This window comes from Psychrobacter sp. 1Y6 (assembly GCF_052258385.2).
In the GTDB taxonomy this organism is placed as follows: Bacteria; Pseudomonadota; Gammaproteobacteria; order Pseudomonadales; family Moraxellaceae; genus Psychrobacter.
The window spans coordinates 1,042,386-1,066,220 of sequence record NZ_JBQQEW020000001.1; the positions used below are offsets into that span (position 1 = coordinate 1,042,386).

At 43.2% G+C, this 23,835-nt stretch carries 22 protein-coding genes; 12 read left to right on the top strand and 10 right to left on the bottom strand.

From position 1 onward, the window contains the following. Window positions 1–100: 100 nt before the first annotated feature. Both ACTXGF_RS18140 and ACTXGF_RS18145 read left to right on the top strand, forming a co-directional pair. Window positions 101–1,153: a pyridoxal phosphate-dependent aminotransferase gene (locus tag ACTXGF_RS18140; protein ID WP_443533842.1), complete on the top strand. Its 1,053-nt coding sequence runs from the start codon at window positions 101–103 to the stop codon at window positions 1,151–1,153. A gap of 289 nt (window positions 1,154–1,442) precedes the next feature. Further along, window positions 1,443–1,820 (top strand): hypothetical protein, encoded by a 378-nt coding sequence (locus ACTXGF_RS18145; RefSeq protein ID WP_101206413.1) that lies wholly within the window; start codon window positions 1,443–1,445, stop codon window positions 1,818–1,820. A 98-nt stretch (window positions 1,821–1,918) separates the two neighbouring features. Here ACTXGF_RS18145 and ACTXGF_RS18150 read toward each other — a convergent pair whose 3' ends face one another. Together ACTXGF_RS18150 and ACTXGF_RS18155 are read right to left on the bottom strand one after the other, a co-directional pair. Next, window positions 1,919–2,308: a hypothetical protein gene (locus tag ACTXGF_RS18150; protein WP_102092901.1), complete on the bottom strand. Its 390-nt coding sequence runs from the start codon at window positions 2,306–2,308 to the stop codon at window positions 1,919–1,921. Window positions 2,309–2,492: 184 nt separating this feature from the next. Beyond that, window positions 2,493–3,008, bottom strand: coding sequence for a hypothetical protein (locus ACTXGF_RS18155; RefSeq protein WP_057760892.1), 516 nt, complete (start codon window positions 3,006–3,008; stop codon window positions 2,493–2,495). Window positions 3,009–3,325: 317 nt separating this feature from the next. Here ACTXGF_RS18155 and recJ point away from each other — a divergent pair, with 317 nt between their 5' ends. Continuing rightward, entirely contained in the window at window positions 3,326–5,194 is a 1,869-nt protein-coding gene (gene recJ, locus ACTXGF_RS18160) for a single-stranded-DNA-specific exonuclease RecJ (protein ID WP_443533840.1), read from the top strand. A gap of 76 nt (window positions 5,195–5,270) precedes the next feature. Here recJ and ACTXGF_RS18165 read toward each other — a convergent pair whose 3' ends face one another. The 6 genes from ACTXGF_RS18165 to ACTXGF_RS18190 all read right to left on the bottom strand — a co-directional run bounded on the left by ACTXGF_RS18165 (window position 5,271) and on the right by ACTXGF_RS18190 (window position 10,917). Then, complete coding sequence (locus ACTXGF_RS18165) at window positions 5,271–5,936, bottom strand: trimeric intracellular cation channel family protein (RefSeq protein WP_057760888.1); 666 nt, start codon at window positions 5,934–5,936, stop codon at window positions 5,271–5,273. A gap of 71 nt (window positions 5,937–6,007) precedes the next feature. After that, entirely contained in the window at window positions 6,008–6,643 is a 636-nt protein-coding gene (locus ACTXGF_RS18170) for a trimeric intracellular cation channel family protein (protein ID WP_201549133.1), read from the bottom strand. Between the two features lie 100 nt (window positions 6,644–6,743). Then, on the bottom strand, window positions 6,744–7,895 hold the full coding sequence (locus ACTXGF_RS18175) for a multidrug resistance efflux transporter family protein (protein WP_443533838.1): 1,152 nt from the start codon (window positions 7,893–7,895) through the stop codon (window positions 6,744–6,746). Between the two features lie 61 nt (window positions 7,896–7,956). Continuing rightward, the gene (queE, locus tag ACTXGF_RS18180) at window positions 7,957–8,688 is read right to left on the bottom strand and encodes a 7-carboxy-7-deazaguanine synthase QueE (RefSeq protein ID WP_057760883.1); all 732 of its coding nucleotides are present in this window, start codon (window positions 8,686–8,688) and stop codon (window positions 7,957–7,959) included. Window positions 8,689–8,914: 226 nt separating this feature from the next. Further along, on the bottom strand, window positions 8,915–9,736 hold the full coding sequence (gene dapD / locus ACTXGF_RS18185; protein WP_057760881.1) for a 2,3,4,5-tetrahydropyridine-2,6-dicarboxylate N-succinyltransferase: 822 nt from the start codon (window positions 9,734–9,736) through the stop codon (window positions 8,915–8,917). 224 nt (window positions 9,737–9,960) lie between these two features. Further along, window positions 9,961–10,917 (bottom strand): alpha/beta fold hydrolase, encoded by a 957-nt coding sequence (locus ACTXGF_RS18190; RefSeq protein WP_443533836.1) that lies wholly within the window; start codon window positions 10,915–10,917, stop codon window positions 9,961–9,963. Between the two features lie 377 nt (window positions 10,918–11,294). On the opposite strand from ACTXGF_RS18190, the gene ACTXGF_RS18195 reads away from it, so the two are divergent. The 6 genes from ACTXGF_RS18195 to ACTXGF_RS18220 all read left to right on the top strand — a co-directional run bounded on the left by ACTXGF_RS18195 (window position 11,295) and on the right by ACTXGF_RS18220 (window position 17,496). Further along, window positions 11,295–12,497 carry an FAD-dependent oxidoreductase gene (locus ACTXGF_RS18195; RefSeq protein WP_443533835.1) on the top strand — a complete coding sequence of 401 codons (1,203 nt, stop codon included), beginning with the start codon at window positions 11,295–11,297 and terminating at the stop codon, window positions 12,495–12,497. A 250-nt stretch (window positions 12,498–12,747) separates the two neighbouring features. Continuing rightward, window positions 12,748–13,740, top strand: coding sequence for an arsenosugar biosynthesis radical SAM (seleno)protein ArsS (gene arsS, locus ACTXGF_RS18200; protein ID WP_443533833.1), 993 nt, complete (start codon window positions 12,748–12,750; stop codon window positions 13,738–13,740). Between the two features lie 105 nt (window positions 13,741–13,845). Continuing rightward, window positions 13,846–14,667: a DUF547 domain-containing protein gene (locus tag ACTXGF_RS18205; protein ID WP_443533831.1), complete on the top strand. Its 822-nt coding sequence runs from the start codon at window positions 13,846–13,848 to the stop codon at window positions 14,665–14,667. 45 nt (window positions 14,668–14,712) lie between these two features. Further along, window positions 14,713–15,417: a TIGR04283 family arsenosugar biosynthesis glycosyltransferase gene (locus tag ACTXGF_RS18210; RefSeq protein WP_443533829.1), complete on the top strand. Its 705-nt coding sequence runs from the start codon at window positions 14,713–14,715 to the stop codon at window positions 15,415–15,417. Window positions 15,418–15,502: 85 nt separating this feature from the next. Beyond that, window positions 15,503–16,165 carry a TIGR04282 family arsenosugar biosynthesis glycosyltransferase gene (locus ACTXGF_RS18215; protein WP_443533828.1) on the top strand — a complete coding sequence of 221 codons (663 nt, stop codon included), beginning with the start codon at window positions 15,503–15,505 and terminating at the stop codon, window positions 16,163–16,165. A 287-nt stretch (window positions 16,166–16,452) separates the two neighbouring features. Further along, window positions 16,453–17,496 (top strand): methyltransferase domain-containing protein, encoded by a 1,044-nt coding sequence (locus tag ACTXGF_RS18220; protein WP_443533826.1) that lies wholly within the window; start codon window positions 16,453–16,455, stop codon window positions 17,494–17,496. A 161-nt stretch (window positions 17,497–17,657) separates the two neighbouring features. Here the strand turns inward: ACTXGF_RS18220 and mtnP are convergent, their stop codons facing one another. Further along, window positions 17,658–18,551, bottom strand: a complete 894-nt coding sequence (gene mtnP, locus ACTXGF_RS18225) for an S-methyl-5'-thioadenosine phosphorylase (RefSeq protein WP_443533824.1) — start codon at window positions 18,549–18,551, stop codon at window positions 17,658–17,660. 483 nt (window positions 18,552–19,034) lie between these two features. Here mtnP and ACTXGF_RS18230 point away from each other — a divergent pair, with 483 nt between their 5' ends. From ACTXGF_RS18230 to ACTXGF_RS18240, 3 genes are read left to right on the top strand one after another with little or no spacing between them, the layout of a single operon-like run. Then, window positions 19,035–20,054, top strand: coding sequence for a TAXI family TRAP transporter solute-binding subunit (locus tag ACTXGF_RS18230; protein WP_443533822.1), 1,020 nt, complete (start codon window positions 19,035–19,037; stop codon window positions 20,052–20,054). Then, the gene (locus tag ACTXGF_RS18235; protein WP_443533820.1) at window positions 20,032–20,595 is read left to right on the top strand and encodes a DUF1850 domain-containing protein; all 564 of its coding nucleotides are present in this window, start codon (window positions 20,032–20,034) and stop codon (window positions 20,593–20,595) included. Before ACTXGF_RS18230 ends, ACTXGF_RS18235 begins: the two co-directional genes overlap by 23 nt. Before the next feature lie 10 nt (window positions 20,596–20,605). Next, the gene (locus ACTXGF_RS18240; protein WP_443534046.1) at window positions 20,606–22,609 is read left to right on the top strand and encodes a TRAP transporter permease; all 2,004 of its coding nucleotides are present in this window, start codon (window positions 20,606–20,608) and stop codon (window positions 22,607–22,609) included. Between the two features lie 141 nt (window positions 22,610–22,750). Here the strand turns inward: ACTXGF_RS18240 and lipA are convergent, their stop codons facing one another. Further along, window positions 22,751–23,794: a lipoyl synthase gene (gene lipA, locus ACTXGF_RS18245; RefSeq protein WP_057760861.1), complete on the bottom strand. Its 1,044-nt coding sequence runs from the start codon at window positions 23,792–23,794 to the stop codon at window positions 22,751–22,753. Window positions 23,795–23,835: the final 41 nt, after the last annotated feature.

Below are 23,835 nucleotides of genomic sequence, written 5' to 3' on the forward strand. Positions count from 1 at the left end.
TGTAATGCTCTATTTGGGCTAGGCTTGTCGTTCCCATAGCTCACATTGCCAACACAGACTAAATTTTTGGAATGGACATAATCTAGGCGTATTATTCACTGTGCTTACCAACAACTTAATAGAGTTAAACTCTAACGAAAATTCACTCGGCATGTCAGATGCGGCCAAACAAGCCGTTATCAACTCTTTAGACATCGGTTTTCGTTATCCTGATGACCAACGTGCGGCTCTGATTACCAAAGTCGCTGAGATAAATGGTGTGACAGAGAGTCAAATCTCACTGGGCAGTGGCTCTAGTGAAAATATTCGTACTGTCGTCCAAATGCTACAAAATCAAGCATTAGTAGCAGGCAAAAAATTCCAAGTTATCGTACCGTATCCAACCTTTGCCTATGCTGAGTTATACGCGACGTCCATCGATGTGCCTGTGGTAAAAGTACCGCTGACGACTGAAAACTACGCCTTTGATTTGCAAAGCATGCAAAAAGTGGCTGATGACTTTGACGGTATTAGCTTGTTTTATCTGTGCAATCCAAATAACCCAACGTCGACTATTACTGACACAGTAAAGCTTAAAGAATGGGTAGGGCATGCACCAAGTAACCATTACTTTTTATTAGATGAAGCTTACTCAGAGTATGTGACTGATCCAAGTTTTGAGAGTGGGGTTGCATGGATACGAGAGGAGTACTCAGAAAATATTATTGTGGTGCGTACTTTCTCAAAGCTATGTGCACTCGCTGGCATGCGCGTCGGCTATGCAGTTGCTAGCCCGAAAATGATTGCTAGATTAGAAGCATTTATCTCAATTGATAATACCAATTTGTCAGGTGCTGTAGCTGCATTAGCGACCCTTGATGATGAGTCGTTTTTAGCATTGAGCTTACGTACGACCAATCAATCGCGTCAGTTGGTTGAGCAAACATTAGATGAGCTTGGCTTACGCTATTTGCCATCACAGGCCAGTTTTATATTCCATGAGATAAAAGGCGATGTACAAACCTATATCGACAGAATGCGTGAGCATGGTATTGCGGTCGGGCGTGAGTTTGCGCCAATCACTGGCTTTAATCGCTTAACACTTGGCAGACCTGATGAGATGGCAGTATTTGTAGAAGTACTCAAATCATTCCGTGAGAAGGGCTGGGTCTAATTAAGTCAGTTAATGGAGTTTAATAATAAAAAAGGAAGTTGCTTATTGGTCGCTTCCTTTTTTGTTGTGTTTATTTCGGTTGTTGGAACTGTATTGAAGCCAAAGTTAAGCGCACATTTTTACCAACATCAAACGCAGTTTTACATATCGCACCTTAAATTATCTAACGCTATCTTATAGGATAACTGAGTAAAGCATGACCCGTTAATCACGCAGATGAATACTGGGTAACAGACACAGTGCTCGGCATGCTCACGTATCTTATAATTATAAAGTTAGGGATGTACCTATGTTCGATATCAAATCATTTTTTAAACGAGAAGTAGAAAAAAAGCTTATCAATGTAGATGACTATATTTTTATGCCAGAACGCGTAGAGATGGAGATTGAAGGCGGACTATTAAATTGTGTGTTGAATAGTGATGGTCGCGTAGATATTTTTTATAGTAAAGACGGTGTCACTGAAGTAGGTTCAGCGTCGCGCAAGCACCCATTTACAGCATTTGAAAAAGAGCTATATCATGGTATTTATGATGATGTGATTAATGATTTAATTAAGGAAGTAGATAAAATTATTGATAGCACCTCGAAATATTTCCGTCGTAGCCAATCATTACCTTTTACGGCTTCTATAACGTCTCAAGCATCTGACACAAATAAGTTTTAGGCTAATTGATTGAACTAATCTGTTAGCAATAAAAAGGGTGCGTTATGTATAACGCACCCTTTTTATTGCTTTTTATTCTAATGAATAATTTAATTGTTCTATTGAACAAAGCTTGTATAGCAGCTCTGTAGAGATTTGGCGACGACTTGTGCGACTAATTGAGTACGGTACTGAGAGTCAATCGCGGCATTGCCCAGCTCAACAATCGTCACTTGCTGCGGTGCTTGCTCACTGACACAGCCACAAACATTGGTTTTAACAGATTCTTGCTGTGCTTCTGTCATGGCGACACTTGCAACACGCCATGCGTTTTGTTTTTCAATTTGGCTACGGCACTGATTATCGATTGCTGCTTTAAAAACATTCATGCCGATCTCATTTGCGGTGCCGATTGCTGTACCTGTACCGTTGTTTGTAGCACCTGTTGTGGTACATCCCGCCAAGGCAAAAGTCGCTAGCATCATCGTTGAAGCCAAGATTTTTTTCATAAGTTAGTCCTTTAAGGTGTCTGTCATAAATAAAGCTGTATATTATCAGTAAAACCTAGCAATGACATCATTGACCACAAGCGCATGTTATTTTAGAGCTCTATAACCTATCTGTATAAACCATAAAAAAGCCAGCTAAGTAATCACTTAACTGGCTTGATATAGACTAGGCTATTTGGCTTATTTACACATTTTTGCCATGTTCTTTTTGCTGAATATCTTTTGCCAATTTATAGCATTCATTGATATGATCATTAGCGATTTTCTTAAAAATCGTATAACCCATCGTTGCAGCCACCAGTTGGCCGCCAAGTGGAATAAACTTGGTCACTTGTTTGGCAGCAATACGACCACCGAAACCTTGAATGGTTTTTTTGACGATGCCACGTGTTGCCATTAGACCAGCGAAATCTACAGTACGATCTTTTACTGCGCTCCAATGCACTTCGCGAGATTCCAAGTTAATAGCTGATTGACGGTCTTCAATGAGACCGAAACGCTCACTAATCTCTGGAATCAACTGCGTCAACATGCCCGCATCAACTGCCACATCAAAAAATGGTACTGGCACAACCGCTACACCAGCAGAAACTCTAGCGCGTCTTTTTACCATTCCCTGACATTCTTTTTTAACTTTATCAAGGTCTAGGTTAGGGTCGATCGTATTTGGAAGTTTTTCGGCAAGTGGCGTGGTTTTCATAAAGTGTCCTTATAAATAATTAAAATATAAATGATAAAAAGTTCAATGAATAACAAATCTTTCAGTTGCTTACTATTTTATGGATTTATACGTGGCTTACAATCATTGCTTTGTAGCAAAATGAATGAAATTACTCACACTGTGCACCTTTTTTGTAAGTGATTAAATGAATGTGATTTACATGAGCTATAAAAATGACAGTCTCAATTATTGCTAATTTGCAGGCATTATTCATCAGGTTGCACAATGCCTAATGATATACAGAGGTAGTATAAATTGTCATTGTGAGCTTCTACTAAAGCCAGTAGAATACGCTCATGCTAAATTTAACCCCCCGTTATACCAGCACTCGCATCGACGAGTTGCCCGCCGCGCTGCAACCATTTGCCGCTCAATCATTTACGCTTGCCCGTCTGTATGCAGGGCGAGGTATCACTGCGCCTGATGAGCTGGAGACTAGCCTATCAGGTCTATTGCCTGCTGAGGCCCTGCACGGTGTCACTGAAGCCGTGCGCTTATTAGATATGGCCATTGATGAGCGTCAGCGTATCTTGATCGTTGGTGACTTTGACTGTGATGGTGCCACCAGTACAGCCTTAATGATGCGTGCGCTCACAAAGATGGGTGCGGTCGTTGATTTCCTAGTACCAGATCGTTTTAAGTACGGTTATGGTCTGACGCCAGAGATTGTCGAGTTAGGTATTGAGACTTTTCAGCCAGATATGATAGTGACGGTTGATAATGGTATCTCAAGTCACGAAGGGGTGGCGCGCGCCCAAGCTGATGGTATCACGGTGATTATCACTGACCATCATCTCACGACCAAAGAGACACCACCTGCGGAAGCGGTAGTCAATCCCAATCAGCTAGGTTGTAACTTTGCTAGTAAAGCACTGGTCGGAGTTGGAGTCGCGTTTTATGTGCTCGGACGCTTAGCAAAGCTACGCCGCGAAGCTGGCAAGTCTACCGTACAGGTGAGCCAATATTTGGATTTGGTCGCACTTGGGACGATTGCAGACGTCGGGGTACTGGATAAAAACAACCGTATCTTGGTACATCACGGCTTATCAGCTATTCGTCAAGGCCGCTGCTGTATGGGAATACTGGCATTGCTTGAGCAAGCGGGCCGTAATCCCAAGCAGCTTCATGCACAAGATTTCGGTTTTGTACTAGGCCCACGTATCAATGCAGCTGGGCGCATGGACAATATGCGCATCGGTATTGAGTGCTTATTAACTGAAGACTGGAGCACCGCACAACGTTTGGCACAAGAGCTTGAACAGTTGAACCGTACGCGTCGTCATGTAGAGGGCGAGATGCGTGCGCAAGCTGATAGTATCGTACAAGCATTGGCCACTGAAAATAATAGCGACGAGAGTGTGAGTGGCGATATCAATGATAATGCCAGTAACAATGACACAATTACTCAAGCGCTTATTACTCAGAATGTGGCTACTCAAGCTGTCTCTACTGCTAAAGCCAGCAATGCAGGCGCGCGTAGTATTATTCTATACCAAGATGACTGGCATCAAGGAGTCATTGGCATTGTCGCTGGTCGCTTAAAAGAAAGCCATTATTTACCCAGTATCGTATTTGCACCAGCAGACACTGAACAAACAGATGAAGATAGCGCTATTAAAGGCTCTGCACGTTCTATCTCTGGCGTACATATTCGTGATGCGATTGAACAGGTTGCTGAGCGTTATCCTGACTTAATCAGTCATTTCGGCGGGCATGCGATGGCAGCAGGTCTGACTCTCAAGCGCCGTAACTTTGAGGCATTTGTCACAGCTTTTAATGAAGTGATGGCTCAGATGGATGATGAGGTATTTGCAGAGCAAAAATTCACCGATGGACCTTTGCAAGCGAGTGACTTTAGCCTATGGTTTGCCGAGCATTTAGCCGATGCCAGTATCTGGGGTCATGGATTTGCACCGCCAATATTTGATGGTGTGTTTGAGGTATTGAGCTTCAAGATTTTAAAAGATAAACATCTTAAGTTATCGCTGCGCTATCCAGATGTTCAATATCCGATAGAGGCAATTTGCTTTAACTTCGATAATGATGCTTGGGATTACCGTGCCAAGCAAGTCCATTTATTATTTCAGCTAGACATCAATGAATGGAATGGCAAACAAAGCTTACAGCTGATGGTCAAAGATTTGGCTGTGGTAGAGCAGGGCTAAAACAGCAGTGCTAAAACGTTAAACGCGCTCAAGTATGGGCGCGTTGGTATTTTTGAAATGAAGACACGCCCTAGTATCAGTATTTCCACTCTAATGTGGGGAACTGCCAATCGTAACGAATAGCCAGCATACGCAAGGTAAAAATCGTACTCATCGTAGAGATGTCAGCTACCCAATCTGTCACGCCTAAATTCTTTAGAGCAAAGTACAGAACCCCACCTGTCAACGCTGCCGTGATATAAATCTCTTGCTGTAGTACCAATGGAATCTCATTGCAAATCATATCGCGAATGATGCCACCAACCACGATGGTAATCACACCTAATAATAGCGCTACAGGCACATTGGCACCCATACTATCAGCGACTTTGATACCGATCAGCGTAAATGCTGACAGACCAATAGTGTCGGAAAGTTTGAGGAACTTATCTACTCGTCTAGAGTTTGGATGAAAAAATATCTGCATCGCTAGCGATGAAATCGTAATAAGGGTCAGATAGCTCATATCTACCATCCAAAATAACGGATGGCGATCCAGAATGACATCACGTACCGTACCGCCACCGATAGCAGTGACAATAGACACGAGCAGACAGCCGAAGACGTCGAAGTTTTTGTGCTTGGCAAGTATCGTGCCTGAGACGCTACAGGCGATGATGCCAATCATATCAAAGAAATATATCAAAGAGCGCGGGTCAAAAGTAGTGATCAGTACGGTAGGATCCAATACGATAGCCAACATGGGCAGTTCTCACTATTTTCAATTATTGTCAGTTAAACAAAGGCTATCTAAGTAGAGTCTTGCTCAATCAATCAATCCACGAGTCGAATAGAAGGCAGATGCCAGTCGAATCTGAGCGCGAGCATACGTACCGCAAAGATGACAAACAGCATAATAAATTCGTTGAGACTAGCACCCACTCCGAAATACTGTAAGCATAAATAGGTTACAGACCCTGCGATACTGGCAGTAATATAAATCTCACGCTGTAGTACCAGCGGAATCTCATTACAAATGATATCACGTAGTAGACCACCGATAATGGCAGTCCAGACACCCATCATAATAGCAATAAGGGGAGACATATCTAGGGTCAAGGCCACCTTAAAACCAATGACACTAAAAGCGGCCAACCCGATGGCATCAAAGAGTTTCAATGCATTATCAATCTTATGATAAAGGTGAAAGAATATTTGTAAGATAAGGGAGGTCACCGTGATAACGATCACGTAATTAAGATCAGTCATCCAAAATAGAGGATGACGGTCTAGAGCCATATCACGTAAAGTACCACCGCCGATGGCATTGACCATCGCTACCAGAATACACCCAGCGATATCGAAGCCTTTATGCTGCGCAAGCAAAGTCCCTGCAATCGCGCAGGCAATAATGCCAACCATGTCCAATAAATATAATAGAATATCAGGAAAAATCAAAGCATTACCCATGGTTATAGTGCCAAATCGAGATCATCAAAGTGATAGGTGTCTTTTATGCGGTTATTCAATGCATAACTTTGACGAAATAGGCGTAGTGTTATAGCACCATTTAGCCATCTTTTGCAAAGAATATCAGCCCTACAATAATCAGCCCTATACCGACCAGTCCCATCGACGAAGGTATGGCATTATCTAACAGTAATATACCCCCAATCAAAGCAAAGATAACTTCACTGGCTTGAGTTGAGTCAACGCCTGCAACCTCGCTTGAAGTAACAGCTTGCTCGCGCGCATACAAAAATATAGTGGTCGCTGCCACGCCTGCTAATAGAGCAACGAGCAACGTATTGATTATTTGTGAGGGGTGGGGCTGGTCAGGGCGCACTATAATGCCCAAAAACAGCCAAAATGGCAAACACCCAAGAGTCATTAGCCAAACTTTGTTAAAGGCATTTTGCAGTAGCGTGGTTTCGATAGAAGGAATACGAGCAATTAGATTTTGTAGGGATGAGGTTGCCGCAGTGTTGTCACTTTGAAGTACGCTATCAATATCGGTAGCATCATATGTCGTAGCTGGCAAATCATAAGCTTCAGATATGAGCGGTTCACTCTGCTCATTAATATCAATACCAATACTAGCTTTTTGAGCGTTCAACTCTGCTGCCTTCTGTAATTCAGTATTACGCTGGCGGGCATTATGAGAAGCCTGCCAAACCAGCTGGTTACCAATTGGGTAGCTAAAAGCAGCGATAAGAGCGGGTAGCGCACCATAGAGCAGCATGTCAGACATGGGGACGGTGTCGGTTATAGAAGCAGCATGCAGACCTTCGCTGATATTAACGAACGCCACACCGATAAATACAATGACAGCATATACGATGAACTTTTTATCAAAACGTTGACCAAATGCCGATAGCACAAGCAAACTGGCGACGACGGTAAACATAAAGGTAGCTGCTACTACCCATCCCGCAACATGATCTGCGGCATAGCAAATACCGGTATAAAACAGTCCAAACCCAATACTGCCAGTAATGCACCAAAAGCCCCAATGCTGTAGAAAAATCTTTATTAGCGCTTTAATACGACCAAAGCCATGTTGCATCGTAATAACGGCGGTGATAATCAACAGCATAAAGACATAGCGTAGACTCGCTGACCAAAACCAATGTCCACCTGCGCTACTCATAAGCTCATTTAAGATAAATGTCAAGCTAAAAAACGCACCCGCTAGCAAGCCCAATAAAATGAGTTTGATCATACCGCTACCTTATCCATGGCACTCAACGTGTTCACACTTTCTGTTTGTTACTTGCTGATAGTTACTTGCCTTTGGCATCTGCCCAGATGATTTTGTGCAATTGCAGCTGAAAACGAACTGGTAAGGCATCAGCCAACATCCATTCTGCTAGCTCGCGCGCCAGTACAGGTACTTCAGGGCTGAGCTGTTCATCGACATCATCTGCGACGTTAAACATTGGAGAGAACCATACCGTACCGACCAATTCGTTTAGCTTATACTCAGTCAATTTAGCTTTTGCCCAGTCGTAATCTGTACGATTCATAATGACAAACTTGATCTGGTCGTGCTGAGTGAGGTAGTCGAGGTTTGACCATAGATTTTTATCGACTTCGCCTGAGCTTGGTGTTTTAAGATCCATTACCTTACTGACTGCTGCTGGCACGTTTTCTACCGTGAGCGCACCTGCGGTCTCAAGGGATATCTCATACCCATCGCTCAGCAAACGTTTCATCAATTCAATGGCATTTGGCTGTGCTAACGGCTCACCACCAGTCAGACAGATGCGCTTGCACGGATAACCTTTGATGGTTTCTATGATGGTTTCTAATGATTGACGTTCGCCGCCAGTAAAAGCATATTCAGTATCACAATAGACGCAGCGCAGCGGACAGCCTGTTAGACGTACAAATATCGTCGGCAAGCCTGAAGTGATTGCCTCACCTTGTAAGGAATAAAAAATCTCAGTCAGACGTAACCCTGCTTCAGGGTCAGTGACAGGGATAGCGGCGGTGCGTAATGATGATTCACTCATAATATTTCAAATACAGTTAAAGGTCGATAAGGCGATGAAGCGCTTATCAATCGTAATAAAAAGGCAGGGAATGGTACGAATGATTTTGCGTTTGTATACAGACAAACTAAAAGAGGATTATAACGTAACGCGCTATATTAAGCTGCAAAAAAGATGCTGGAGTCATCCCCCCAGCATCTTCATATAAAACAATATTATTCAATAAACAACGGTACTTGCCAGATATTTAGGCTAGGCGTAATAGCTCATTTACTGATGTTTTTGCACGAGTTTGCGCGTCAACTTTTTTCACGATGATAGCAGCGTACAAGCTGTGCGTGCCATCTTCTGACGGTAAGCTACCTGGTACGACAACAGAACCTGCTGGTACACGGCCACGATGAATCTCGCCAGTCTCGCGATCATAGATGCGCGTCGATTGACCGATGTAGACGCCCATAGAGATGACCGCGCCTTCTTCAACGATAACGCCTTCAACGATTTCAGAGCGTGCACCGATGAAGCAGTTGTCTTCGATGATAGTAGGGTTTGCTTGCAATGGCTCTAATACACCGCCGATGCCAACGCCGCCTGATAAATGCACGTTTTTACCGATTTGAGCACATGAACCAACAGTCGCCCATGTATCAACCATCGCGCCTTGATCGACATATGCACCGATGTTGACGTATGACGGCATCAATACTGCGCCTGCTGCGATGAATGAACCTCTACGCGCGACAGCTGGTGGTACAACGCGTACGCCTGCTTCTTTAAACTGTGCTTCAGTCCAGTTAGCAAATTTAGTCGGTACTTTGTCATAGAACTGTACGTGTTCGCCAGCAGCTTGAACGTAGTTGTCGTTTAGACGGAAAGACAATAATACGGCTTTTTTGGCCCACTGATTGACAACCCATTCGCCATCTTTCTTTTCTGCTACGCGCAGGCTACCGTTATCTAGTTGCTCAAGTACTTGATTGATAGCATCACGCACATCTTGTGGCATATTAGCTGGGCTGTATTCGTTGCGATTTTCAAATGCTTGTTCGATGGTTTGTTGTAATGACATAAAGGTTCCTAAAATGAATGAAAGGGAGGGTGATCTTAATGTTATGGTTAAAGACTTATATGACCCAGCCTAAAGAAAATTCAAGGTATGGCTTGGTCCAAAAACTTGCTTGCCGTATTGTCGCTAATTTGACCACTTTTAGCAAACGCGTTGAGGGTCTTATTATGATAATATTAAATGAGTTGTTTTCAGATATTCCCTCAAAACAACTCATCTATCATGATTTAATCGTCTGTCGTGTTGGTCTCTATCCACTCTAAAATATCTTGATAAACGGTCTGTTTATCCTTTTCGTGCAGCACTTCATGACGCATATTAGGATACAGCTGAATATCGACATGACTGAAATGACGCTTGTCCAGACGCGTGACAACCCTACGTATACCGCGACCCATTTCACCAATCGGATCATCTTCACCGCTGATAAACAGCATCGGGAAGTTTTTGGCAATAGTGGTAGCCCAATTTTTATTCAGTCCAGTATCCATGAGCGTAAACAATGTCATAAAGCCATTATTGGTAAAGTCAAAACCAGTCTTAGGATCGGCTTCATAGGCTTCAATGTTTGCGGTATTTTCACTGAGCCAAGCAAACTGTGAGGACGAATTGCGATCAGGGAGTTGGCTGTTGAGGACTTTATTCATCACCTTGGCGAAAACTGTATTCGGTTGTCTTGGGGCGATTCTGGCCAGTAGCTTGTTAATAGGTAATAGAACCTTTGCCAGTGGGTTGGCGTCTGCGGAACCCATTAGGATGGCGCCTGTGAAATTATGCGCATGATGCTTGAGTACATTGCGCACGATAAACGACCCCATCGAGTGACCCATCACAAAATGCGGGACGTCTGGATGACGGTCTTTTAGGCTATCGGCCATGACAATCACGTCTTTCAAAAGCGACTGTACCGGATGCTCTTCACCAAAAAACCCAAGATCGGCCTCAGTCTTGATTGTCTGTCCATGACCCAAATGATCGTAAGTGGCCACAGCGATACCACTATCTGCCAAAAACTGTGCAAAATCGCTATAGCGACCGCTGTGCTCTGCCATGCCATGCACAATCAGTAAAGTCGCGCTAATCTCGACGTCTTTGCTACTTGGTTCAAAAAAATCATGGTGCAAGTAGTGAATATTGTCAGAAGACAAAATGTGATCGTTACTGGTATCGATATTGGTACTCATGTAAGGTTCCTTGATTACTTATAATTTTCATTAACGGTTTTGATGATGTTTCTCAAACAATGAGTTAAGCAGCACAATTTATCATGCGGCTTTTATAATGTCCTATTGTACTGGGCGATGATAAATAATTTCACCTTATTTTATGATTTTAATTCAGTTATACAAAATAGCGTTCTGCCAATAACGGTTAACGCAGTGACTATGGTTGAATATGTATAAGTCACATGAATCACATAAGCCATTTACGCTCTTACTGTTTGCCCGCAACAGACTGGTCTTATTTATATGATACTTTTAAATGAGTTTTTAAAGTCATTTATATCAATCAACATTCGATCAAACACTAACAGCAACCAACCGCCTTGATAAAATCATCTATGACAAAATTTTTACCGAAAAAGACACTACTATTGGCAGGCGCAGGTCACGCTCACATTGGCATGTTACGCCGACTTAGCGCAGCGCGTTTAAAGGATGCCGATATGATAGAGGCAGACATTCACTTAATTAGTGAGCAACCGCAAACCATCTATTCTGGCATGTTACCAGGTTGGATGGCAGGGCATTATCAGCTGCATGATATCAGTATCGATATCAAATCGCTTTGTGTGCGAGCAGGCGTGCGTTTTATTCAGCAGTCGCTTGTACAAGTAAACGCAGCGTCAAACAAGGTGGTTACGACTGGCGATGAAAAAACGGATTTTGACTACGATGTTTTGTCTTTAAATACGGGCGCAGATACAGATATGCGTTGGCTACGTGACCACAATGGCTACAACGAGCATAAAAGCGATAGTGATGATAGAGATGTTGGCGCTGTTAATACCTATGCTAATACCGACGTGATTGCCATACGACCGTTATCAACATTCATCACACAATGGCAGCGGATTCTAAAGGAAGCTCAGCAATCTGAAAAATATCAATTGGCTATTATCGGGGCAGGCGCTGCGGCAATAGAATTGGTGATGGCAGCCCAAGTCGCGCTACGGAACATCAACCGTAACCATCAGGTGACATTAGTATGCGGTGAGAATCTCTTGTCAGGGTTTAATTCGGGTTTTCGACAACGGGTTATTAAGCAGTTACATAGTCATGACATTACGATAGTTCGAGAACGAGCGACCGATTATTGTGATGGTAAATTATCAACTACGCATAAATTATTGCCCATAAATGCTGTCATCGCTGCGACTGGCGTCATAGGGTCGGCATGGACGGCTTCTACAGATTTGGAGATAGAAGGTAATGGGTTTGTCGCGGTGAACGATAAGCAACAGAGCGTCTCTCATCCTAATGTGTTTGCGGTTGGTGATGTGGCGACACGAGTCGATAAATACGTGGCGCATTCGGGGGTTCACTCGGTGCACGGCGGTGCTGTCGAAGCCAATAACTTATTGGCCTATTTGAAAGATAGCGTAATGAAGAGCTATCAGCCAAAGTCACGCACGCTATACCTGCTATCGTGCGGCGATAAATATGCCATTGGTAGTTGGGGTAATGTAAATCTACAAGGTCGCTGGGTATGGCATCTCAAGAAGTATATCGATAAGCGTTTTATCGAAGTTGATAAGAGTTGACGAAGCTGATAAGAACTAACGAAGGTTAATGCTCATTTGGAATAAACCATAAAATCCATATGATTAGTTGTCAATGCTTATTGATAATCAGGTATGATTGATTAGATAAACCATAAAGTGAGCAATCAGGTTTTACGTTGTAAATATTAAAAATAAACAGTAAAAGCAATGCGCTATCTGTGTTTTTTAATCTTTAATGTCACGTTGCTATCCTTTTTTAGTTGTACTGCTAACAGGATTTTAGACCACCATGAAATCAACTATCGAGCTACTTGAGCATACGGATTTTCCAGCGATAAAACGTCGTCAACTGACCATATTGCAAGTGAATATGGGCTATTTATGCAATATGTCTTGCGTACACTGTCATGTGGCTGCCAGCCCTTATCGTACCGAGATGATGTCGCGTGAATTGGTCGAGTTGATACCAGAAGTATTGCAAGCACAAAATATCGATACGCTTGATTTGACAGGCGGTGCGCCTGAGATGCACGAGGATTTTAAGTATTTGGTCAAGGCCGCTCGGGCATTAGGTGTCAAAGTGATAGACCGCTGTAACCTGACCATTCTTATGGAAGAGGGTTATGAGGATATGGCGCAGTTTTTAGCAGATAACCAAGTGGAAGTGGTGGCTTCTTTGCCTTGTTATTCCTTAGAAAATGTAGATAAGCAGCGCGGTAAAGGTGCGTTTGACGACAGTATATTGGGATTGCAGAAGCTCAATCAGTTGGGCTATGGCAAGCCTGATTCAAATTTAACATTAAACTTGGTCTTCAATCCACAAGGCGCGACGCTGCCGCCCAATCAACAGCAGCTTGAAGCAGATTACAAGCGTGAGTTAAAAGCACACTTTGATATCGAGTTTAATCATCTGTTTGCCCTAACAAACATGCCGATTCAGCGGTTTGGGGCGGTGCTATTGGCAAAAAAACAGTTCCACCCGTATATGGATTTGCTCAAAGCTAATTATATGGCTGCTAATTTGGCCGAGGTCATGTGCCGTTCGACCATTAGTGTCAACTGGTTGGGTGAGCTGTTTGATTGTGATTTCAATCAGCAGTTAGAGATTCCTGTCCCAAACAAGTCACGGCGACACCTAAGTGATTTGTTAACGCAAAACCCGTCTGGTGATGACATCGCCATTGCTGACCACTGCTATGGCTGTACAGCAGGACAGGGCAGTAGTTGTGGCGGCGCGTTAGAAGAAGAGGCAGTAGAACCAGCGTTAGTAGACACGCCTTAGTCGTTCTAATGTAAGTACTTTTAATATAAGTACGTTCAATATAAGTACTAAGGCATAGATAAAAAACATAGATAAAAAACAATCAGTGTAAACGGAGTAAGCCTTATGTCAGTATTTAACTTTTCAGCGAAAACGTTGTTCGCACAACCAGTGATTGCCACGACTATTTTATTAGCAAGCGTGGCCGCTCATGCTGACTTTAATCATCAGAGTTGGGATGGTTTATTAAATAAGCATGTGACCATGACCAACGGTGGTAAAGCTTCAGTGGTCAATTATGCTGGTATGAAAGCAGATCAAAGTAAGCTGACAAGCTATCTAGAGGCGACGAGCAAAGTGTCTCAATCAGAATTCAATCGTTGGAGTAAAAACGAGCAGTTGGCATTTTTAATCAATGTTTATAACGCTGGTACGGTTGATTTGGTATTGACGAAATATCCAAACGTCAAATCTATCAAAGATATTGGCGGACTGTTTGGGTCACCATGGAAACAAGAGTTTGTTTCGCTACTCGGTAAAACGCGCTCACTTGATGATATCGAGCACAATCTTATCCGTGGTTCTAAGCGTTACAACGATCCGCGCATTCACTTTGCGGTCAATTGTGCCAGTATTGGTTGTCCTGCACTGCAAGATGATGCCTTTACCGGCAAGCGTTTAGACAGTCAATTAGAACAGGCAACGTCCAAGTTTTTAGCAGACAGTAGCCGCAACAGTCTTAAAGGCGATACGCTAAGAGTGTCACCAATTTTTAAATGGTATAAAGAAGACTTTGCAACCAACTGGCGTGGAACAAAAGATTTAGCAGGGTTTTTGGGTCGTTATAGCTTGTCACTAGGCTTGAGTAAAGCTCAGACAGCAGAGCTAAAACAAGGCAAGATAAAAATAAGCTATACCGACTACAACTGGAACCTAAATAAGAAATAAGCCAGTTTTTAATCTTACCCGCTGATTAACGTGACGGTATATCCATTGAAACTCTCCATCATCATTCCATTGTTAAATGAAGCGGATAACTTGCCGCAGCTTATCGCTCATATTGCCAGTCTCGATCCAGCAGCGCAGCAAGTGATATTGGTCGATGGTGGGTCAACGGATGGCTCGGTTGCTATCGCCAACAGTGTGCTCAAAAGTACAGAGATTGCTCAATCAATCATTGATTGGCATATTATCGAATCTACGGTAGGGCGTGCACAGCAAATGAATGCGGGCGCTATGTTAGCAACAGGTGATGTGTTGCTATTTTTACATGCCGATACCGAGCTGCCAGCTGACGCGATAGATAACGTTCAGCAGGCAGTAGTTCAGTACGATTGGGGACGTTTTGATGTCCGTTTAGACAGCCGTGAGCCATTGTTAAAAATCGTCGGATTAATGATAAATCAACGCTCGCGCTTAATGGGTATAGCCACTGGTGATCAAGCAATATTTATCAAAAAGTCTTTGTTCGAGCAGATTGGTGGCTATCCTGATCAGCCACTGATGGAAGATATTGAGCTCTGTAAACGTCTAAAGAAAATTGCTCGACCAGCTTGTCTAAAAAGTAAAGTCATAACATCCGCGCGGCGTTGGCAGCAGCATGGCACGTGGCGGACGATTTTTTTGATGTGGCAGTTGCGCTTTGATTATTGGCGCGGCGTATCGCCTAGCGTCTTAAAGCAACGCTACTATAACTAGTGAGATTGTTTAGTTCATAAACATGGTAGGTAAGAAGGAAAACAAACTCGTACTGATGCATTTGACCAATTGAGAGACAGTTATAGTGACAGCTGATTCATCTGCAAGACAGCAAGATACCTGCATCTTTCTGTTTGCAAAATATCCAGCGCCTAATAAGGCGAAGACCCGTTTGCAGCCAGCGCTAGGGGTAGATGGCGCTGCACGTATGGCGAGGCAACTATTATTGCATAGTATTGAGCAGGCCGTTGATACAGGCTTTTCCGTTGAGTTATGTGTGAGTCCAGCACCAACAGATCCATGTTGGCAGGCGCTTGATTTGCCCAACTCACTGCGTTGGTCTACGCAGGCCGACGGTGATTTGGGTTTGCGTATGTTGATAGCCAGTCAGCGGGCATTGGAACGTTTTGACAAGGTTGTATTAATTGGTACGGACTGTCCTAGTCTCACGACAACACGTATTCAGACAGCGGTACAGCAGCTAGATCAACACGACACGGTTATGATTCCAGCGACTGATGGTGGTTATGTGTTGTTAGGGTTTAAGCGAGTTGATGAAAGCCTGTTTTCGAACATAATCTGGAGTACGGCTAGTGTAGCCGCTGTTACCAGGCAGCGCATGGCGGCATTAGGTTGGACACTGGCACTATTTGACCCTTTGCGCGATATTGATGAGCCTAAAGATCTAGTGCATTTACCGTCAGGCTGGCCAGACTCTCAACTCAATATCAAAGTCGATAACGACTGATAGCTGATAACGCATAATTAATAACTAGGTTAATAAACTCACTAACGTAGCTGTATATTCTAAGATGATTTACTAGGGCGTGTCCTCAATTCAATCGATAGTTATCTAAATGGGTTAAAAATGGCTAAATCTTGCCAAACGGCGTCAAATAGCTGACTAATATCTCGATATTATCTGCGCTATTTTCCTTGTTTGACTGCAATTTATCTCATTTTTATCACCATTTTTAAAATGAGGACACGCCCTAATACTTTTAACCGGATGGTACATTTAATAAGGATATTGTTATGCATGACGTCGTGCAAAATTACTATGGAAAAGAGTTACAGAGTACCGATGATTTAAAGACCTCGGCTTGTTGTGATATCAGCAATATGCCTGAGTGGCTCAAACCATTACTCGCGAATATTCACGATGAAGTATTGAATCGCTATTATGGCTGCGGTCTGGTATGTCCAGCACTGCTTGAAGGCTGCCGAGTTTTAGATTTGGGCAGTGGCTCAGGACGAGATGTCTACGCATTGGCGCAACTGGTTGGTGAGAGTGGGCACGTAGTCGGTGTTGATATGACCGATGAACAGCTAGCCGTGGCCAGACAGCATCAAGCCTACCATGTCGATAAGTTCGGTTATGATAATGTGACATTTTTACACGGCTACATCGAGAAACTAGATGAACTAGATCTTGAGGCTAATAGCTTTGATATTATCGTCTCCAATTGCGTTATCAATCTATCACCAGATAAAGCCGCGGTTATGGCCAGTGTGCAGCGTTTGCTGAAACCTGGTGGGGAGTTTTATTTTTCTGACGTCTATGCCGATCGCCGTATCCCGCAACATCTGATCGATGACCCAGTCTTATATGGAGAGTGTTTGAGCGGCGCGTTGTATTGGAAGGACTTTAACCGACTGGCGCGAGGGGCAGGGTTTTTAGACGTACGTTTGGTTGAAGATCGCCCACTTGAGATTACAGATCCTGCATTGGCAGCCAAAATTGGTGATATTCAATTTTTCTCTGCGACTTACCGTTTGTTTAAGATAGCGTCGCTTGAGGATGCTTGCGAAGATCACGGACAAGCGGTGATATATAAAGGAACTATCGAGCAGTCCCCGCATCGGTTTGATTTAGATAAACATCATGCTATCGAAGTTGGTCGGGTATTTCCAGTATGTGGCAATACGTTTAGAATGCTACAAGAATCACGCTTTGCGCCGCACTTTGAGTTTATCGGTGATGAAAGTCGCCACTACGGTATTTTTGCAGGTTGCGGTGAGTTAATGCCATTTAATCAACCTATGATGCTGGCATCTGGTGCAGGTGGTTGTTGCTAACATTAAAGTAATGTATTTAGCATAAATTTAAATATACATGCTTAATTATAAAAAAGGCCATTATTTTAGATAATGGCCTTTTTTGATTCAATGGGAAACAGCACGATTAAAATTAGACCGATTAGCAGTAGTCAGTCCAAAATGGAGAGTACGTATTAAGATTACGTTAGCAAGGCGGCCAGTCTAATCTTGGTATGCTCGTCCATCGCATCTATAGGTGTGACCAATGCTTGCGTGAGGGCATTGTGGGCGATTGAGTCAGGCAGTTCAGCAGCAATTAAAGCAACGGCTTCTTTAATCACTTTTTGAGCATTGTCCGCATTTTTCATTAGGTTCTGTATAGCATAGTCGGCACTGACGGCTTTTTCCGTTGGATGCCAACAGTCGAAGTCTGTCACCAGAGCTAACGTGGCATAAGCAATACTGGCTTCACGTGCCAATTTGGCTTCTGGCATATTGGTCATGCCAATAATATCTGCCTGCATCTGACGATACCATTCTGACTCTGCCCGAGTTGAGAATTGAGGCCCTTCGATACAGACATAAGTTGCCTTAAAATGACTGCTACCTTCTACAATATTTGCTTGGTCATAAGCGCGCGTCAAGATGTCTGCTAGGACAGGGCATAGTGGGTCTGCCATCGACACATGAGCGACGGCACCCTCACCAAAGAAAGTACTCACTCGCTGCTTAGTCATATCAATCATTTGATCAGGCACGACCATATCTAATGGTTTAAGCGATTCTCGTAGAGAGCCAACTGCGGATACAGAGACGATATAGCGTACCCCTAGCGTTTTTAGCGCATAGATATTGGCACGATAAGGCACTTCAGACGGGGTCAGTCTGTGGCCCTGACCATGCCGTGTTAGAAATGCGACTGTCACTCCCTCAAGCTCACCTAAGACAATATCATCAGATGGACTGCCATAAGGCGTCTGTATTGTCACACTGCGTTTGTTGGTCAGTGATGACATTTGGTAGAGACCGCTACCACCAATGATAGCAATATCAGCAGATAACGTTGCCAGTACTTCCGTGTGGGGTATTGTCATAAGAACTATCCGAGTAGATTAATAAAAGAGAGACACAGACTAGTGCCATGTAATATCCTGAACCAAAAAATAGCTCAGATAAAATATAGCAGAACTTTTGTCCTTATAGTTATAAATCGAGATAGTTATAAATAGAGAATTCTCATTAATTTGCTATATCTAAAAATTCCTAAGAAATAATGCGATATGACAATATTTTTCAGATATCGATAAAGGTTTACAATAGCGACGATTTTTGTTTTAATATTTATTAAATGGAACTTTGTTTCGCATAGCAAAACATACATATATGTTAGCTTAATTAATGAATGCCCTATATTTTCTCTGATAGCTTTAAATATAAGGTATTGAAAGAAAAAGAGAAAGTAAGCTAAGGTTTATTTATTGATAGAATTACTATATTATTACTCGTCTGTAACGTATTTATGTATAAATACGGATATTGTTAAACGTATAAAACCGATCACTTCAAGGATGAATTCAATGCTTAATTCTTTAAAATCCCCGTTACTTTTGTCAGCTATGTTGAGTGCTGCGTTAGGTCTAACTGCATGCTCATCTCCAAGCTCAGAAGACAGTGATACTGCATCTGCAGATAGCGCTACAACAGATACTGCAGCAGATAAGCTTGATACTAAGTTTTTGACCATCGCTACTGGCGGCGCGTCTGGCCCTTACAATATCATTGGTACTTCATTGTCTGAAGTCTATGTCAAAACCTTTGGCGTAAACTCAAAAACTCAAACCACTGGCGCATCAGTTGAAAACGTCAATCTATTGACCCAAGGCAAGGTCGACATGGTCTTGGCACTAAGTGACGTAGTGACAGATGCTGTCGAAGGTAAAAACAACTTTGAGCAGCCAATCACTAACATTCAACAGATTGCTGTTTTGTACCCTAATGTGGTGCAAATCGTGACCTCGAAAAAATCTGGTATCAAAAACATTGAGGATTTACGAGGCAAGCGTATTGCTGTAGGCGATCAAGGTTCTGGTACTGAAGTCAATGCTCGTACTTTACTTGAAGGGTTTGGTATCACGTATGATGATGTCACCGTTGATTATCTAGGTTTTGCTGAAGCTGCTGATGGTATGAAAGCAGGTAAGATTGAAGCGGCATTCTTTAGTAGTGGCCTACCAAACTCATCTTTGATGGAGTTAGAGCAAGGTTTAGATTTACAGATTGTCACTATCAACCAAGACAAGCTAAAAGAAATCATCGCGACCAAGCCTTACTTCAAAACCTTTGAGATTCCTGCTGGCACTTATGGTAACGAAACAGCCGTACCAACTGCAGCAATTATGAATGCACTATTGGTTAGCTCTGATCTGTCTGAAGCGGATGGTTATAAACTAACCAAAGCATTGTTCGATAATTTAGATGGTCTAAAAACAGCTCACCAAGCGGCCAATGATATCAGTCTAGAAACCGCTCGTGATGGCATGGTAGCCCCAATCCATCCTGGAGCTAAAAAGTACTATGACGAACAAGCAGCCAAGTAATTCATTATGGTTATCAACTGGCGCGGCATTTATTGCAGCGCTAGTTTTTTTTACGCTATGGTTAGGCTCTACGCTTCAGTCTGTCGTTGAAGTGCGAGTCGCAGGCGTAGACGGTGCTGATGATAAGGTCTGCTATTTCACGGAGCCTGATTTTCAGCTACGTTGGATACATTCTGTAGAAAAACAGTGGTGGGAAGAGCAGTATCAACGCATAGACGGCAGCAGTACAGAAGGTGCGGAGCTGTTACTGACCACGACCTATTTTGAAGCGTTCGGTGCAGGGACACCCTCCACCGAAATGCTCGCTCCTATACAAAAGCCTGGCTATCTGGGTTATCAAATCAACGAAAAACTGCATCGCCTTAATTGGGTCGTATCTAGACTGACCAAAGGTGAAATGGATTATGGTGGTCATCGTTTCTTGATTCACCAGTGGGTGCCAGACTATTCTGAAGTGGTGATCATGCCTAAGACGTATGATTTAATTGATAGATTTAAAAAGGACTTTTGTCATGAACTCCCAAGTGACGGATCAAGGTAGTGTGACTACCATGCCAGATGCTCAAGTTGATAACGATGCTGAGGCGGATGCGGTCAACCGAGCAGTATTGGAAAAATATGACCGAGAGTCAATCACGCGTCATATCACTCAAGGACCAGTAAAATATTTTATTGCTGGCATTTGTATACTCTATTCACTGTTTCATTTATATATTACTTTTAATCCAATGCCAGCACTGTTACAGCGCTCTGTACACGTGGGTGTTGGTTTTGCATTGATATTCCTAATTTTTCCAGCCAGCAAAAAAAGCAGTCGCAAGCGAGTGGCATGGTATGACTGGATTTGGTTTGCCCTGTCTCTATCCGGTATGGGCTATCTCATCTATGAATATCAAGATATCGTGACCTCGCGTGGCGGTATGGCCAATCAGGTCGATGTGATATTTTCCTTGATTACGGTAGTCTGCGTACTAGAGGGCAGTCGCCGTATCACTGGTTGGATTTTGCCAATCTTGGCCGGCATATTTTTGGCCTATCCATTTGTCAGTCATTTAGACTTTATGCCTGACAGGCTTTTGACTCGCCCTTATGATATGGGTGATATCTTTGGTCAATTATTCTTAAAAACAGAAGGTTTGTACTCTGTTGCGATTGGTGCCTCGGTTACCTTTATCTTCTTATTCATTCTATTCGGTGCGTTTTTAGCACGTTCAGGAATGGGGCAGTTATTTAATGACTTGGCATTGGCTATCGCTGGTCATAAAAAGGGCGGACCTGCAAAAGTAGCAGTCATCTCTAGTGGCTTTATGGGCAGTATCAATGGCTCAGCTTTATCAAATGTGGTTAGTACAGGTGCTTTTACCATTCCGTTGATGAAAAAGGTCGGCTATCACAAAGATTTCGCGGGTGCAGTTGAGGCCAGTGCTTCGGTTGGTGGACAGATTTTGCCACCGATTATGGGTGCCAGTGCCTTCATTATGGCTGAGACAACAGGCTTGCCGTATAGCACGATTGCCTTAGCAGCATTATTGCCAGCGATATTATACTATTTAGGCGTCATTGCGCAGGTGCATTTCCGCGCTGGACGTCGCGATCTAAAAGGTATTGCTAAAGAAAATTTACCAGCGGTAAAAGAAGTATTGAAAGCCCGCGGTCATATGCTATTGCCGATTGTCTTCTTGATTTTCTTATTAATCAGAAACGTACCTGTAGGATATGCAGCAGCTTATACCATTGGTTTCACTGTTGTGATCAGTATGCTGCGTGCTGAAACGCGCATGAGTTTTTCTGATATTTTAGGTGCATTAGAAGATGGTGCGCGCCAGTCACTAGCGGTCATGGCTGCTTGTGCGGTCGTCGGTATTATCATTGGGGTTGTGAGTCTGACCAGTTTTGGTACGGTGATGACATCCTCTATCGTCACGTTAGGTGCAGGATCATTATTCTTCACGCTTATCTTGACGATGTTGGCATCAATGGTCTTGGGCATGGGACTACCATCTATTCCTGCCTATATCATTACGGCGACGATGGCTGCGCCAGCATTGGCCGGTTTTGATATTCCAATCTTGTCAGCGCACATGTTTGTTTTTTATTTTGGTATCTTTGCCAATATTACACCGCCTGTGTGTCTTGCAGCCTTTGCGGGTGCAGGTATATCCGGTGGTGATCCGATGAAGACAGGGTTCTTGTCCCTCAAACTTGCCCTCGCAGGATTCATCGTGCCGTTTATGTTTATCTATAATCCAACGATGTTGATGATAGATCCAACTGGCCTAGCAGTCACGGCAAAAGATTTCCCGCTGCCACCTATTGTAGATATCATTACAGTGGTAGTGACTTCGGTAACTGGTGTCATTGCACTGAGCTCAGCACTTGAAGGCTACTTCAGAGGCGGTATGAATACGGTGACCCGTGTCATCTTAGCTATTGGCGCTTTATTATTGATTTATCCTGAGATTACGACTAGTATCGCAGGTGGTATTATTGTCCTTGGTATTGCTGCATTCAATATAAAAACAGCTGGAAAGCCAACGCCAACTTTAACCGTGTAAAGCGTTAGGTTTAATCATTCTTAAATCTAACAAAGCTAAAAAAAGGGTGAATAACAAATCTGTTATTCACCCTTTTTAATATTCTCTAGATGTCCTAGCGGCTGTTGTTCGCAACTACTTTCACATCACTTTGTAGCTAAATTAGCAGCCAAGTTTGCCTTCAGCTTCTAATGCTTTCTTGCTACGGATCGGTGCTGGGCAATCTTCGCCATAGTACTGACGATCTGCAAAGTAGCTTGAGCGTACCATTGGACCTGCCCAAATGCTAAAGAAGCCAATTTTTTTGCCGTAGTCCATATAGCGTTGGAACTCGTCTGGATGGACATAACGATCGACAGGCGCATGGTTTTTACTAGGCTGTAGATACTGACCAATAGTGATCATATCTACATCATGAGCTTTTAGATCATCGAGTAGGGCATAGATCTCTTCTTCTGTCTCACCAAGACCAACCATAAAGCCGCACTTGGTGGCGATATCAGGACGACGCTCTTTATAAATCTTAAGCAAATCTAACGAATGCTGATAGTCTGAACCTGGACGGAAGGCTTTGTATAAACGTGGCACGGTTTCGATGTTGTGGTTAAACACATCTGGTGCAGTCTCTGTCAATAAATCCAATGCAATATCCATACGACCACGGAAATCTGGTACTAGGATTTCAATCAAGCAGTTTGGGCTAAGTGCTCTTGATTCGTTTAGCACTTCTACAAAATGTCCCGCACCGCCGTCTTTTAGATCATCGCGATCGACAGAGGTGATTACGGCATACTTAAGCTGTAAACCTTGAATCGTCTCAGCAGTATGACGCGGCTCATCCTTGTCTAGCTCATTAGGACGACCATGTCCTACATCACAGAATGGGCAGCGACGCGTACAGATATCACCCATGATCATAAAGGTGGCTGTACCATCAGCGAAGCACTGTGGCAGGTTAGGGCAGGCCGCTTCTTCACAAACGGTATAAAGCTTTTGCTCACGCAAGGTTGCTTTAATACGAGCGACTTCAGCAGGCGAGGACATTTTTACCCGAATCCAATCAGGCTTTTTCTTGGCCTCGACAGTCGGGATTACCTTAATTGGGATACGGGCAACTTTGTCATAGCCACGCAGCTTTTCGCCTTGGATGGCTTTTTTTGGTTTGGCCTTAGCAGCAGGTACATGTGTTTGTACGGCAGTTGTCATAATGGAGTTATCTCTTAACCCTTTATATTATAAGGGTTTAT